General features: G+C 66.0%; 15 protein-coding genes. 9 read left to right on the plus strand and 6 right to left on the minus strand.

What is annotated here, in order from left to right:
• The 3 genes from RAH32_RS05525 to RAH32_RS05535 all read left to right on the plus strand — a co-directional run bounded on the left by RAH32_RS05525 (nucleotide 1) and on the right by RAH32_RS05535 (nucleotide 1,971).
• Nucleotides 1-462, plus strand: coding sequence for a hypothetical protein (locus tag RAH32_RS05525; protein ID WP_306605901.1), 462 nt, complete (start codon nucleotides 1-3; stop codon nucleotides 460-462).
• Nucleotides 463-525: 63 nt separating this feature from the next.
• Nucleotides 526-1,431: a polyphosphate kinase 2 gene (gene ppk2 / locus RAH32_RS05530; protein ID WP_306605903.1), complete on the plus strand. Its 906-nt coding sequence runs from the start codon at nucleotides 526-528 to the stop codon at nucleotides 1,429-1,431.
• A gap of 93 nt (nucleotides 1,432-1,524) precedes the next feature.
• Nucleotides 1,525-1,971: a tellurite resistance TerB family protein gene (locus RAH32_RS05535; protein WP_306605905.1), complete on the plus strand. Its 447-nt coding sequence runs from the start codon at nucleotides 1,525-1,527 to the stop codon at nucleotides 1,969-1,971.
• Here RAH32_RS05535 and RAH32_RS05540 read toward each other — a convergent pair.
• Genes RAH32_RS05540 through RAH32_RS05550 form a run of 3 tightly spaced genes read right to left on the minus strand, consistent with a single transcriptional unit; the run spans nucleotide 1,968 to nucleotide 5,325 of the window.
• On the minus strand, nucleotides 1,968-3,275 hold the full coding sequence (locus RAH32_RS05540) for an NAD(P)/FAD-dependent oxidoreductase (RefSeq protein ID WP_306605907.1): 1,308 nt from the start codon (nucleotides 3,273-3,275) through the stop codon (nucleotides 1,968-1,970). The genes RAH32_RS05535 and RAH32_RS05540 overlap by 4 nt on opposite strands.
• The gene (locus tag RAH32_RS05545) at nucleotides 3,272-4,630 is read right to left on the minus strand and encodes a glutamine synthetase family protein (RefSeq protein WP_306605908.1); all 1,359 of its coding nucleotides are present in this window, start codon (nucleotides 4,628-4,630) and stop codon (nucleotides 3,272-3,274) included. The genes RAH32_RS05540 and RAH32_RS05545 overlap by 4 nt, the downstream gene beginning before the upstream one ends.
• Entirely contained in the window at nucleotides 4,627-5,325 is a 699-nt protein-coding gene (locus tag RAH32_RS05550; RefSeq protein ID WP_306605910.1) for a type 1 glutamine amidotransferase, read from the minus strand. Before RAH32_RS05550 ends, RAH32_RS05545 begins: the two co-directional genes overlap by 4 nt.
• A gap of 145 nt (nucleotides 5,326-5,470) precedes the next feature.
• On the opposite strand from RAH32_RS05550, the gene RAH32_RS05555 reads away from it, so the two are divergent.
• From RAH32_RS05555 to RAH32_RS05580, 6 genes are all read left to right on the plus strand, one after another.
• The gene (locus RAH32_RS05555) at nucleotides 5,471-6,601 is read left to right on the plus strand and encodes an aminotransferase class V-fold PLP-dependent enzyme (protein ID WP_306605912.1); all 1,131 of its coding nucleotides are present in this window, start codon (nucleotides 5,471-5,473) and stop codon (nucleotides 6,599-6,601) included.
• A 176-nt stretch (nucleotides 6,602-6,777) separates the two neighbouring features.
• The gene (locus tag RAH32_RS05560; RefSeq protein WP_306605914.1) at nucleotides 6,778-6,996 is read left to right on the plus strand and encodes a hypothetical protein; all 219 of its coding nucleotides are present in this window, start codon (nucleotides 6,778-6,780) and stop codon (nucleotides 6,994-6,996) included.
• Nucleotides 6,997-7,022: 26 nt separating this feature from the next.
• Nucleotides 7,023-8,012 carry a sulfate ABC transporter substrate-binding protein gene (locus RAH32_RS05565; protein WP_306605916.1) on the plus strand — a complete coding sequence of 330 codons (990 nt, stop codon included), beginning with the start codon at nucleotides 7,023-7,025 and terminating at the stop codon, nucleotides 8,010-8,012.
• Between the two features lie 2 nt (nucleotides 8,013-8,014).
• The gene (cysT, locus tag RAH32_RS05570; RefSeq protein ID WP_373429670.1) at nucleotides 8,015-8,854 is read left to right on the plus strand and encodes a sulfate ABC transporter permease subunit CysT; all 840 of its coding nucleotides are present in this window, start codon (nucleotides 8,015-8,017) and stop codon (nucleotides 8,852-8,854) included.
• A complete protein-coding gene (gene cysW / locus RAH32_RS05575; RefSeq protein WP_306605920.1) occupies nucleotides 8,847-9,710 on the plus strand; it encodes a sulfate ABC transporter permease subunit CysW in 864 nt (287 codons plus the stop codon). Before cysT ends, cysW begins: the two co-directional genes overlap by 8 nt.
• Before the next feature lie 12 nt (nucleotides 9,711-9,722).
• Entirely contained in the window at nucleotides 9,723-10,442 is a 720-nt protein-coding gene (locus RAH32_RS05580) for a sulfate/molybdate ABC transporter ATP-binding protein (protein ID WP_306605922.1), read from the plus strand.
• Between the two features lie 6 nt (nucleotides 10,443-10,448).
• Here the strand turns inward: RAH32_RS05580 and recN are convergent, their stop codons facing one another.
• From recN to lpxC, 3 genes are all read right to left on the minus strand, one after another.
• Nucleotides 10,449-12,095 carry a DNA repair protein RecN gene (recN, locus tag RAH32_RS05585; RefSeq protein WP_306605924.1) on the minus strand — a complete coding sequence of 549 codons (1,647 nt, stop codon included), beginning with the start codon at nucleotides 12,093-12,095 and terminating at the stop codon, nucleotides 10,449-10,451.
• Nucleotides 12,096-12,129: 34 nt separating this feature from the next.
• Complete coding sequence (locus RAH32_RS05590) at nucleotides 12,130-12,948, minus strand: outer membrane protein assembly factor BamD (protein WP_373429679.1); 819 nt, start codon at nucleotides 12,946-12,948, stop codon at nucleotides 12,130-12,132.
• Between the two features lie 182 nt (nucleotides 12,949-13,130).
• Nucleotides 13,131-14,060, minus strand: coding sequence for a UDP-3-O-acyl-N-acetylglucosamine deacetylase (gene lpxC, locus RAH32_RS05595; protein ID WP_306605928.1), 930 nt, complete (start codon nucleotides 14,058-14,060; stop codon nucleotides 13,131-13,133).
• Nucleotides 14,061-14,074 lie beyond the last annotated feature (14 nt).

The raw sequence follows: 14,074 nt of genomic DNA on the forward strand, positions 1-14,074 counted from the left end.
ATGCGCGCGACCTTTGTCCTGGCCCTGACGCTGGCTGCCGGGGTTGCCCATGCGGATGCGCCGCTGATCGTCCTGGACCAGACGCGCCTGCCCTTCGACCTGGGGCCGGGCCATCCGTCGAACAATCCGGCAAGCCCCGCCAATTCCCCGAATGCCGCGTGGAATTCGTCGGGCAACACCGCCAATGCGGCGACTGCCTGGCAGAACCGGCCTTCCAATCCCGACAACGAACAGCGGCTGATCATCACCGCCGATGGCGGCGTTCTGGGCTATTACGCCACCAATCCGGGCGGCGTTCTGAACCTGTTCGACGTGAACGGCCGCCGCATCGCCTATCGTCCCGCGCATGGCACGCGCAGCCTGTTCACCGTGACCGGCCAGTGGTGCGGCACGGTCGATGGCGGGGCGCGCAGCTTCGTGCTGGCCGTGACGGCCGACTGCGCCGCCCGCTTTGGGCGCTGACAGGACCGCCGCATCACCGTTACATTCGCCTCTTAGACCGACCCTGCATTGCCGGAGTGGACCATGACCGACGAACCCAAGGACTGGCTGGAGGCCGAGCTTCAGGAAACCCTGGACGAGGATTACGAGATCGAGCTGGAAGACGCCGTCCTGTCCGAGGAGATCCGCCGCATCTATCGCGAAAACCGGCCCGAGCAGATGGACCGCAAGCTGTATTTCCGCGAATTGCTGCGCCTGCAGACCGAGTTGATCAAGCTGCAGGACTGGGTCGCCCATAACAAGGAAAAGGTCGTCGTCATCTTCGAAGGGCGCGACAGCGCGGGCAAGGGCGGCGCGATCAAGCGCATCACCCAACGGCTGAACCCGCGCGTCGTTCGCACCGTCGCCCTGCCCGCGCCGTCCGACCGCGAAAAGACCCAGTGGTATTTCCAGCGCTACGTCCCCCACCTGCCCGCCGGGGGCGAGATCGTGCTGTTCGACCGAAGCTGGTACAACCGCGCGGGCGTCGAGCGCGTGATGGGCTTTGCCACCGAAGACGAGGTGGACCAGTTCTTCCAGGACGTGCCCGAATTCGAACGGATGCTGGTCCGTTCGGGAATCCGGCTGGTGAAATACTGGTTCTCGATCACCGACGAGGAACAGCAGATGCGCTTCCTGATGCGCATCCACGACCCCCTGAAGCAGTGGAAGCTGTCGCCCATGGACCTTGAATCGCGGGTCCGCTGGGAAGCCTATACCAAGGCCAAGGAAGACATGCTGGAACACACCAACATCCCCGAGGCGCCCTGGTATATCGTGCCCGCGAACGACAAGAAACGCGCCCGCCTGAACTGCATGAGCCACCTGCTGAGCATCATCCCCTATGGAGAAGTTCCGCACGAGGAGGTGACTTTGCCGGAGCGGGTCTTCAACCCGGATTATGAACGCGATGTCCTGTCACGCGATCTTTATGTACCGCAGAAATATTGACATAATATGCAATTTTATCAACGGACGGTTTAACTTATTTTTGTTTTTACCCTTAATTCTTGAACTGCGCGGATATCTTCGTAGGATGAAGGCATGTTCCGAAATATGCTCAACCGCCTTTTCACGGAAGATATGGATCCGCGCCCCTTGGCTGCGGACGATGCCGAAATCGCGGTCGCCGCACTGCTGGTCAGGGTGGCGCGCGCGGATGATCATTACCATGCGGCGGAACGCAAACGCATCGACCAGGTGCTGGCCCAGCTTCATGGCCTCAGCCTGTCTGACGCCGCCGAACGCCGCGCCGCGGCCGAGATGATCGAGGCCGAGGCCCCCGACACCGTGCGCTTCACGCGGCTGATCAAGGATCGCGTGCCGCTGGACGACAGGGTCGCCATCATCGGCGCGATGTGGGACGTCTCGCTGGCGGACGATCACCGCACCGCGCATGAGGAAACGGCGATCCGGCTGGTGGCCAGCCTTCTGGGCGTCACCGATCGCGAATCCGCCATGCAGCGCCGACGTGTCGTGGGCGGTCGCTAGAAACCCAGCCGGTCGCGCAGGCCATACCACGCCATTCCCGCCACCAGCAGCGGGCTGCGCAGCATCGCCCCGCCGGGGAACGGCCGGGTGGGGATCGCGGCCATCGCGTCGAATCTGTCCGATTGTCCCGCCACGGCATCGGCCATCAGCCTTCCCGCAAGCGTCGCCAGGGCGACCCCATGACCGGAATAGCCGCCTGCCGACAGGCAGTTCGGCGCGGGGCGGGCGAAATGCGGCATCCGGCTCATGGTGATCGCCAGCGTGCCGCCCCAGGCATGGGTGATCGGCACATGGCGCAACTGCGGATAGACCGACAGCAGATGCGGGCGCACCAAGGACGCGATATCCTTGGGGAAACGATACCGAACGGTCTCGCCCCCGCCAAAGATCAGGCGTCGGTCGTCGTCCAGCCGCCAGTAGTTCACCACGAACTTCGTATCTGCGGCGGCGGTGTTCCGGGGCAGGACTTCGGGGAAGTCCCTGCCCAGGGGTTCGGTCGCCACGATATAGTTGTTGATCGGCATGACCCGCGCGGCAACACGCCCGTCCAGGCGGCCCTGATAGCCGTTCCCCGCCAGGATGACGTGGTCGCAGACGATCCGGCCCGTGTCGCACAGCACGCGGCTCTTGCTGGTGACGGTTCCGTGTTCGACCCGGTGGACATGGGTGCCTTCATGGATGCGCACACCGGCGGCCATCGCCAGGCGCGCCATGCCAAGGGCAAGGGTCAGCGGCTGGACATGCCCCGCGCCCCAGTCCACGTCCCCGCCCGCATAGGCCTTGCTGCCCAGATGCGCGGCCATGTTGTCGCGATCCAGGGGCTGGACCTTGTCATATCCGTAATGCGCCGCAAGATGCGCAGCCATCCGGGCGGCATGGTTAACCTCGGCCGCGTTGCGGCAGGCATGGGCCACGCCGTCGCGGATCGGAACGTCCGATTCCGCCGCCAGGGAACGGACCAGGGCCTTGGCATCCTCGGCCAGGTTCCACAGGTGGCGGGCCGTGTCGCGGCCAAAGCGGCTTTCCAGCCAATCCACCTCCTGCCGCTGGCCCGATCCGATCTGGCCGCCGTTGCGCCCCGACGCGCCAAAGCCCACCCGGTGCGCGTCGACCAGAACCACATCGCGCCCCGCCCGCGCCAGATGCAGCGCGGCCGACAGCCCGGTATAGCCCCCGCCCACGACGGCCACATCGGCGCGCGTTTCCCCCTTCAGCGGGGGCAGGCGGTCCAGGGCCGTGCAGGTCTGCGCATAGATGCTGGGCGGATATTCCCCGCGCCGGTCGTTGGCGTACAGCAGCTTCATACGTTCAGCAGCAGGTGTTCGCGTTCCCAGGGGCTGATGACCTGGAGGAATTCCTTGTATTCGTTGCGCTTGACGGATTCGTAAACGGCGGTGAAATCCTCGCCCAGAACGCTGCGCATCGGCGCGCTGTCGGACATGATGTCCAGCGCATCGCCCAGGTTGTAGGGCAGCTCGTCCTGCGAGGACATGTAGGCGTCGCCCAGGCATTCGCCTCGTGGATTTTCCGCCTCGACCAGGCCCAGGTATCCGCAGGCGAGGCTGGCCGCGATGCCCAGGTAGGGGTTGCAGTCCATCCCGGCCAGCCGGTTCTCCACCCGCCGCGCCTCGGGCGACGAGATCGGGACCCGCAGCCCGGTGGTGCGGTTGTCGCGGCCCCATTCCAGGTTGATCGGCGCCGCGAAGTCCGGGACATAGCGGCGGTAGCTGTTCACATAGGGCGCCAACAGCGCAACCGCTGCGGGCAGGTGCTTCTGCATTCCGGCGATGAAATGCAGAAATTCGGGCGTCTCGGCCCCCTTGTTGTCCGAGAAGATATTGCGCCCCGTCGCCAGATCCACGACCGAATGGTGGATATGCATGGCGCTGCCCGGCTCGCCCTCGATGGGCTTGGCCATGAAGGTGGCAAAGCAGTCGTGGCGCAGCGCGGCCTCTCGGATCAGGCGCTTGAAGTAGAAGATCTCGTCCGCCAGCGCGACGGGATCGCCGTGGTTCAGGTTGATCTCGACCTGTCCCGCGCCGCCTTCCTGAAGGATGCCGTCGATCTCGAATCCCTGCGCCTCGGCAAAGTCATAGATATCGTCGATGACCTTGCCGTATTCGTCCACGGCGGACATGGAATAGGCCTGCTTGGCGGCAGCACGACGCCCGGTGCGGCCCATCGGCGGGATGATCGGCTGGTTGGGGTCGATGTTGCGGGCGACCAGGAAGAATTCCATCTCCGGGGCCACGACAGGCTTCCAGCCGCGTTCGGCATAAAGGCCCACGATCCGCTTCAGCACATTGCGCGGCGCGATGGGCACCGGGTTGCCCTGCTGGTCATAGGCATCGTGGATCACCTGGATCGTCCAGTCGGCGGTCCAGGGCGCGGCGGTCGCGGTGCTGAAATCGGGCGTCAGGATCATGTCGGGTTCGGTGAACGCGCCCTGCGGATTGTCCGCCCATTCCCCGGTGATCGTCTGCAGGAAGATGGAATTCGGCAGATAGAACTTGTCCTGACGCGCGAATTTCGACGCGGGCATGGCCTTGCCGCGCGCCACACCCGCGATGTCGGCCAGGATGCATTCGACCTCGTCCAGGCGGCGGCCCGCCACGAAATCGCGGGCGGCCTGCGGCAGTCTGTCGATCCAGTCGCTCATGCGGCACCCCTGCTGATGGCGCGCGGCTGCTTGAAGAAGGCCTCGATCCGCTCGGCGACGGCGGCCGATCCCTTGGCCTCGCCCATGCGGCCGGTCGCGCGGTCCATCAGGTCCTGGGGCACGCGGCCCTTGCCGCGCTTGTCCATCAGCCCCTTGATGAAATCGTCCGTAAATTCGGGATGCGCCTGCACCGTGAAGGCCCGGTCGCCATAGATCAGCGCCGCGTTTTCGCAGAATTCGCTGCGTCCCGCGACCTGCGCGTCCTTGGGCAGCACCACCACCTGATCCTGGTGCCAGGCATTCAGCCGCAGGGTTTCGCCCCCGAAGTCATAGTCCTGCGTGCCCACCGACCAGCCACCCTGATGCTTGACCACCTTGCCGCCAAGGGCCTGCGCGATGATCTGGTGGCCGAAGCAGATGCCGACCATGGGAACAGCGGCCTCATAGGCGTCGCGGATGAACTGTTCCAGCCGCGGTATGAAAGGATGATCCTCATAGGCGCCGTGGCGCGACCCGGTCAGCAGCCAGCCGTCCTGGTCAAGGACGCTTTCGGGAAACTCCATCTCCTCGACATGCCAGGTGCGGAACTGGAAGCCCCGTCCGTCCAGAAGCCGGACGAACATGTCGGGATAATCGCCCATGTCCTGTTTCAATTCGGCGGGCGCCTGGCCGCATTGAAGAATGCCGATGCGCATGAAGTCCCTGCGATGCTGCTGTCGGCGGCAAGGTAGTCGCCCGGACGGGGGGGCCGCAAGGGGGTGCGTCCCCGTGCGCCCTTTGGCGGTCTGGCAGCCCGCGCGCGTCAGGGTTAGTCTGCGCCCAACTGGACAGGAGAGCGCGATGCCCCATCTTCACCCCGACATCGACCCGAACGGGCTTGACGAATTCTCGGTCGTGTTCACCGACCGGTCGCTGAACCACATGTCGCAGCGGTTCCAGCAGGTGATGCGCGACCTGTCCGCAACCCTGCGCGAGGTCTATGGCGCGGCCCAGGTGGCCATCGTGCCGGGCGGCGGCACCTATGCGATGGAGGCGGTCGCCCGCCAGTTCGGCACGGGCCACGCGCTGATCGTCCGCAACGGCTGGTTCAGCTATCGGTGGAGCCAGATCTTCGACATGGGCGGATTTGCGCGCGAGACGACGGTGGTGATGGCCCGCCCCGCCGGGAACGAGCCGCAGCCCGCCTATGCCCCCCCGCCGATCGAGGAGGTCGTGGCAAAGATCCGCGACGCCCGCCCCGATGCGGTCTTTGCGCCCCATGTCGAAACCTCGGCCGGGTTGATCCTGCCCGACGACTACATCCGCGCCTTGGCGGACGCCGCGCATGAGGTGGGCGCACTGATGGTGCTGGACTGCATCGCATCTGGCGCCGTCTGGGTGGACATGAAGGCTACAGGCGTGGACGTGCTGATCTCGGCCCCGCAGAAGGGGTGGTCGGCATCCCCCGCCGCCGGTCTGGTGATGCTGTCGGAAGGCGGGGCGGAACGGCTGGCCGCCACCGACAGCAACAGCTTTGCGCTGGATCTGAAGAAATGGCGTGCAATCATGGCGGCTTATGAAGATGGCGGCCACGCCTATCACGCGACGATGCCGACCGATGCCCTGCTGGGCCTGCGCGACGCGATGGAGGAGACGCGCGCCATGGGCTTTGACGCCGCCCGCGACGCGCAATGGCGGTTGGGCAACGCGGTGCGCGCGATGCTGGCCGAACGCAGCGTGCGTTCCGTTGCGGCACAGGGATTTGCCGCGCCGGGTGTTGTCGTCAGCTATACCGACGACCCCGACATCAAGAACGGCAAGAAGTTCGCCGCCCAAGGGATGCAGATCGCCGCGGGCGTTCCGCTGGCCGTGAACGAGGGGGACGCCTTCTCGACCTTCCGGCTTGGCCTGTTCGGGCTGGACAAGCTGAAGGACGTGGACGGCACCGTGGCGCGGCTGCGGACGGTAATGGACAAGGTGATACCGGCCTGAACTTGCAGGATGAACGACCGGCCCGCCCTTTTGGGGCGGGCCTTTTTCGTTCCACGGACAGGAGAATGATCTTCTCCGGCCCTCATCATTTTCGATACGTCTTTGCTCTTGCTAAAGACGACTTTCCCTGTCGTTATTTGTGGAATAGGAAGCAGCGAGTCACAGGAGAGACGGCCATGACGATCCAGGGTCGGAATATCGACGCGAAGGCCCGCCCGCTTTATTCGGTCCGGCTGATCGACCGGCGCACCGGACAGGTCCACCGCCTGAACGGCGCACCCCTTCTGGCGCTGAGCCAGGAACCCCAGGCTGCGGCCGCCTCCATGCTGGAAGGCCGCGACCCTGATCTGTGGGAAGCGCGAATCGAACCGCTTTCCACCCGCGATACGCAATAACGACAGAATTCTTGGGAGACGGTTTCATGTTGAAGTCGAAATCGGGCCGCCTTGGCGCCTTGATGCTGGCCCTGGCCATCGCGGCCCCGGTTTATGCCGAAACCCTGCTGAACGTCAGCTATGACCCGACGCGAGAGTTGTATCGCGACGTGAATGCGGCATTCACCGAAAAATGGGCGTCCGAGGGACACGAGGCACCGACCATCGAAACCAGCCACGGCGGGTCCGGCGCGCAGGCGCGGTCGGTCATCGACGGGCTGAACGCGCAGGTGGTGACGCTGGCGCTGGCCTCCGACATCGACCGCATCGCCGAGGCCGGCAAGCTGCCCGCCGACTGGCAGTCGAAGCTGCCGCACAATTCCAGCCCTTATACCTCGACCATCGTCTTCCTGGTTCGCGAGGGCAATCCCAAGGGCATCCAGGACTGGGGCGACCTGGTCAAGGACGGGGTCGAGGTGATCACGCCCAACCCCAAGACCTCGGGCGGGGCGCGGTGGAACTATCTTGCCGCCTGGGCCTGGGCCGAGAAGAACGGACAGGACCCCAAGGCCTTCGTGGGCCAGCTTTACACCCATGTGCCCGTGCTGGACACCGGCGCGCGCGGATCGACCACCACCTTCGCGCAGCGCGGCATCGGCGATGTGCTGCTGGCCTGGGAAAACGAGGCCTATCTGGCGCTGAAGGAGATCGGCGAGGATCAGTTCGACATCGTCGTGCCCTCGGTCAGCGTCCTGGCCGAACCGCCGGTCGCCATTGTCGAAGGCAACATCGCCAATGACGCGCAGCGCGAACTGGCTGTGGCCTATCTGGACTTCCTGTATTCCCCCGAAGGTCAGGCGCTTGCCTTCAAGCATTTCTACCGCGCCTGGGACGACAGCGCCGCCGCGCCCGAGGATGTCGCCCGCTTCCCCAAGCTGGATCTGGTCAGCATCGAGGAGTTTGGCGGCTGGAAGAAGGTCCAGCCCGAACATTTCGGGGACGGCGGGATCTTCGACCAGATCTATACGGTGAAATGACGATGGCCGCGCGACCCCTGGTCCACAAGACGGCGATGCCCGGCCTCGGCCTGTCGGCAGGCATCACGATCGCGATGCTCTCCATCGTCGTCCTGCTGCCGATCGGCGCCCTTCTTCTGAAGGGCGCCAGTTTCGGGCTGACGAACGTTCTGGACGTCGTGGGACGAGAGCGGGTGATGGCCTCGCTCTATCTCTCCTTCAAGCTGTCCCTGCTGGCGGCTCTGTTCAACCTGGTCTTCGGCGTGTTGCTGGCCTGGGTGCTGGTGCGCTACCGCTTTCCGGGCAAGCGCATCCTGGACGCCGCCGTGGACCTGCCCTTCGCCCTGCCCACCGCCGTGGCGGGGATCGCGCTGACCGCGCTTTACGCCCCGAACGGGGCGTTCGGCAGCCTTGCGCAGCAGGTCGGCCTGAAGATCGCCTATACCCAGGCGGGCATCTTCATCGCCTTGGTCTTCGTGGGCCTGCCCTTCGTCACCCGCACCGTCCAGCCGGTGATCGAGGAGATCGAGCAGGAGGTCGAGGAAGCATCGGCCACGCTTGGCGCATCGCGCCTGCATACGCTGCGCCATGTGATCCTGCCGATGCTGGCCCCCGCCGCCCTGACAGGCTTCGCCCTGTCGCTGGCCCGGGCGGTCGGCGAATACGGATCGGTCATCTTCATCGCCGGCAACATCCCCCTGCGGACCGAGATCGCGCCGCTGCTGATCGTGATCCAGCTCGAGGAATTCAACTATGACGCCGCAGCCGCCATCGGCATTGCCATGCTGGTGATCTCCTTCGCCATGCTGCTGGCGATCAACCTGATCCAGATCGTCAGCCGAAGGAAGATGGGCCATGTCTGACGCCACCCTGCCGACATTCCGCACCGCCACCGAGGAAGCGCCGCTTCTGCGCATCGCCCTGATCGCCATTGCGGTCGCGGGCCTTGCCATCCTGGTCTTCGCCCCCCTGGCCGTGGTCTTTGCCGAGGCGCTGCGGGACGGCTGGCTGGCCGCTGTCGAATCCCTCGGCAATCGCGACGCCCGCTCGGCCATCCACCTGACACTGCTCATCACCGCCATCGCCGTCCCGGCGAACGCCGTCTTCGGCATCGCGGCCGCCTGGTTCATCACCAAGTTCGACTTTCGCGGCAAGGCCTTCCTGATCACCCTGATCGACTTGCCGTTCAGCGTCAGTCCGGTCGTCGCAGGCCTCTGCATCGTGCTGCTGTTCGGTGCCAATTCGGCCATCGGCAGCTGGCTGGTCGCGCATGGCTGGCCCATCGTCTTCGCCATCCCTGGCATCGTGCTGGCGACCGTCTTCGTCACCTTCCCCTTTGTCGCCCGCGAACTGATCCCGGTGATGATCGAACAGGGCCGGACCGAGGAGGAGGCCGCCCTGACCTTGGGCGCCTCCGGCTGGCGGACCTTCCGCACGGTCACGCTGCCCAACATCCGCTGGGCGCTGCTTTACGGCACGCTGCTTTGCACCGCGCGAGCCATGGGCGAATTCGGCGCGGTCGCGGTCGTGTCGGGCAAGATCCGCGGCCAGACCGCCACCATGCCGATCACCATCGAGATGCTGTATAACGAATACCTGTCCGTCGCGGCCTTCAGCATGGCCGCACTGCTGACCGCGCTTGCCCTTGTCACCCTGCTTCTGAAAACCCTGCTGGAACTGCGTCACGCCGACCAGCTTGCAGCCACCCGCCGCCATTAAGGGGAACCGTCCATGCATATCGACATCGACGAAATCGCAAAGACCTTCGGCGCCACCACCGCCCTGCATCCCGTCTCGCTGAGCATCCCTTCGGGCGCCCTGGTCGCGCTGCTGGGGCCGTCGGGATCGGGCAAGACCACGCTGTTGCGGATCCTGGGCGGGCTGGAGTTTCCGACCTCGGGGCGCGTGATGTTCAACGGCCAGGACGCGACCGGCATGACGGTGCAGGAACGCCGGGCGGGCTTTGTCTTCCAAAGCTATGCGCTGTTCCGGCACATGACCGTCTTCGACAACATCGCCTATGGCCTGCGCGCCCGCCCGCGCGGCCAACGCCCCCCCAAGGCCGAGATCACCCGCCGCGTGACCAAGCTGCTGGACCTGATTCAGTTGCCCGACATCGCAAGCCGCTATCCCACGCAACTGTCAGGCGGGCAGCGCCAGCGCGTGGCCTTGGCGCGCGCGCTTGCGATCGAACCCCGGATGCTGCTTCTGGACGAGCCCTTCGGCGCGCTTGACGCCAAGGTCCGCAAGGAACTGCGCCAGGGCTTGCGCGACATCCATGACGAAACCGGGTTAACCACGGTCTTCGTGACCCATGACCAGGACGAGGCGATGGAACTGGCCGACCTGGTGGTGGTGATGTCGATGGGCCGGATCGAACAGATCGGCCGCCCGCAGGATATCCGCGGCAAGCCCGCCACCGAATTCGTCCGGGACTTCATCAGCGCCTGACGGGTGTCAGCCCTGCAACAGCGCCCGTGCCGCCCCCGTGGCGGCATCGGTGATCCGATCGCCCGACAACATCCGGGCGATTTCCTCGACCCGTTCGGGCGCCGACAGCGCCACCACGGTCGAGGTCGTCATGTCGTCATGGACCGACTTCGACACGCGGAAATGATTGGCCCCAAGCGCCGCCACCTGTGGCGAGTGCGTCACCACCAGCACCTGCGCATCCTCGGACAGCCGCTTGAGCCGTCGTCCCACCGCATCCGCGGTTGCTCCGCCCACGCCCCGGTCGATTTCGTCGAAGATCAGCACAAGCGCGTCATTTCCGCGCGCCAGGCAGACCTTCAGCGCCAGCAGGAACCGCGACAGTTCCCCGCCCGAGGCGATCTTGTCCAAAGCGCCCGCCGGCGCGCCGGGATTGGTGGCAACCGTGAAGGCCACCTCGTCGCGCCCGTCCGGGCCGGGTTCGCCCGGCGTGACAAGCGTCTGGAACACCGCTCGTTCCATCTTCAAGGGCGCAAGTTCAGCGGTGACGGCGCGGTCGAGCGCGATAGCGGCCTCGATCCGCGTCCGCGTCACTTCCTCGGCTTCGGCGTCATAGCGGGCCTCGGCATCCTCGACCTGCCTGCGCAAGGCGGCGATCTGCGCCTCGCCCGCGTCGATCTGGCCCAGGCGGGTTCGCAACTCATCCGCCAGCCCCGCCAGATCGTCGGCCAGCACGTTGTGCTTGCGGGCAAGCGCGCGCAGGGCGAACAGCCGTTCCTCGGTCGCCTCCAGCGCGGCGGGATCCACGTCAAGCGCGGACAGCGCATCCTCGACCCCGCGATGCGCCTCGCCCAGTTCGACCAGGGCGCGGGACAGCGCGGCCAGCGGCTCGTCCAGCCGCCCCTCGGCCCGGTCGGATGCGCCTTCCAGCCAGCGGGTTGCGTCCAGCATCGCGCCCTCGGCCCCCTCGCCGCCCAGCATCTTCAGCGCGCGCGCCACGTCCTCGCGGATGCGGATGGCGCCCTGCATGGCACGGCGGCGGGTGTCCAGCGTCGCCTCCTCGCCTGCCTCGGGGGACAGGTCGTCCAGTTCGGCGACGGCATGGCGCAGGAAATCCTCCTCGGCACGGGCGGCGGCCAGGCGTGCTTCGGCCCCATCCAGGTCGCGCCGCGCCGTGCGGCGCGCGGCCCAGGCCTCGCGCACTGGTCCCAGGTCTATCGCCCCAAAGACATCCAGAAGCGCCCGATGGCCGCGCGGGTTCAAAAGCCCGCGGTCGTCGTGCTGGCCGTGCAGTTCCACCAGCGTTTCCGACAACTGCCGCAGCACCTCGCCCGACACGCGGCGGTCGTTGACATAGCCGGTCTTGCGACCGTCGCCCCCGTTCACCCGGCGCAGGATCAGATCGTCATCCTCAAGCTCGATCCCCGCATCCGCCAGAACGGCGCGGGCGGGATGGCCGGCGGGCAGGTCGAAGACCGCCGTCACCTCGCCCTGCTGGGCACCCTGGCGGACCAGATCGGCACGGCCGCGCCAGCCCAGGACGAAGCCCAGGCAGTCCAGCAGGATCGACTTGCCCGCGCCGGTTTCCCCGGTCAGCACGTTCAGGCCCGGACCAAAGGCCAGATCCAGCCGGTCGATCAGCAGCATGTTGCGGATGTCCAGCGATCTCAGCATCGGTTTATCCTTGCAGGGCGGTTCGCACCCTAACTCAAAGCCACCGTCCCTGGATCATCTGGCGATAAACATTGTTCAGCCAGTTGTCGCCCCGCGCCTCGGGTGCAAGACCCCGCCCGCGCAACTGGCCATAGGCGTCCTGGTAGAAGGGCGAGGACTGGAAGTTATAGCCCAGGATCGCCCCCGCCGTCTGCGCCTCGTCCGTCAGGCCAAGCGCCAGATAGGCCTCGACCAGCCGCAGCAGCGCCTCGGGCGTCTGGGTGGTGGTCTGGAACTCCTCGACCACGACACGGAAGCGATTGATCGAGGCCGCGTAATGCCGGCGCTTGAGGTAATAGCGCCCGATCTCCATTTCCTTGGCCGCCAGATGGTCAAAGGCCAGGTCGAATTTCAGGATCGCGCTGCGGGCATATTCGCTGTCGGGATACTGTTCGATCACGGTGCGCAGCGATTGCAGCGCCTGGAAGGTCAGGCCCTGGTCGCGGCCAACCTCGTCGATCTGGTCGTAATAGGACAAAGCCAGCAGGTATTGCGCATAGGCCGCGTCCTCGTCACCCGGATAGGTGTCGATGAACCGCTGGGCGGCACCCCGCGCTTCCTCATAATTCTGGGCGCGGTGGTTGGAATAGGCCTGCATGATCAGCGCGCGCTTGGCCCATTCGGAATAGGGATAAAGCCGCTCGACCTCGCTGAAATAGAAGACCGCGTCTTCTGGCTTGCGGCTGTTTTCCAGCTCGAACTCGCCACGCTTGTAGATTTCCTCGGCGGTGAAGCGATCCAGGTTCTGCCGCTCGCCCGAGCCACCGCCCCTGTTGCAACCCGTCAGCACCAGACCCGCCAGAATCGCCGCCATCACGGAAGCCGAGAATTTCGAGCGCGCCATCGTCACCTGCCTAAGACTTCTTCCTTGCAGCCGACCCGTTCCGGCCGCGCTGCCCGGACCCTCTAGCACAGAACATCAGAGGGCGCAAAATGGCAATCCGTTGAATTTTGCCTACGATTCCCGGCGCTGCCTGACGTTGGGGAAGGCCGCGCTCAGGCGGCCGCCCAAGCCGTCGCCGCCAGGTCATAGGCCGCAACGCCCGCGCCCGGCAGACGGTTTTCCAGGGCCGGCGAACAGGTTTCCCAGGTCCAGGCCGTCGGATCGGCGAACAGCGCGCGCAGCAGGCGGTTGGTCATCGCATGGCCCGCCCGATGCCCGGTATAGCGCGCCAGCAGCGGCGCCCCGGCCAGGGCCAGGTCGCCCATGGCGTCCAGCATCTTGTGGCGCACGGCTTCGTCAGCGTGGCGCAAACCGCCCGGCGACAACACGCGCGCGCCGTCAACGACCACGGCGTTCAGATAGGTGCCGCCAAGCGCCAGCCCGTTCCGGCGCATCGCGTCCACATCCGCCTGACGGCAGAAGGTGCGGCTGTCGGCCAGTTCGCGCAGGAAGGCGCCGTTGGCCATGTCCAGGCGCTTTTCCTGGTGGCCAATGGCGGCATCGGTGAAGTCGATCTCGAAGTCGATCTCCAGATGGTCGGCGGGGGACAGGCGGGCAAAGGCATCGCCCTCGCGCACCTCGACCGGGCGCAGGACGCGGATGGCCCGCAGCGCGGCGTTCTGCAGCACGATGCCCGCGCGCAGGATGCCCCGCACGAAGGGCGCGGCCGAACCGTCCAGGATCGGAACCTCGGGGCCGTCCACCGTCACCAGGGCGTTGTGGATGCCGGTGCCCGCAAGCGCCGCCATCACATGTTCGACCGTGGACAGCGTGGTGCCCTTGCCATCATCCAGCAGGGTGCACAGCTTCGACGGCGTGACGTGATCCCACAGGGCGGGGATATCCACGGCAGGCGTCAGATCCACGCGGCGGAAGACGATGCCGTGGCCGGCGGGCGCGGGATGGATTTCCAGCCGGGCCGGGGCACCGGAATGAAGCCCGACACCGTGGAACGCCACCTTCGTTTTCAACGTCGCCTGCATGACAACCTGCCTTC

Origin of the sequence: Paracoccus yibinensis, from assembly GCF_030846195.1 — a bacterium.
Classification (GTDB): Bacteria; Pseudomonadota; Alphaproteobacteria; order Rhodobacterales; family Rhodobacteraceae; genus Paracoccus; species Paracoccus yibinensis.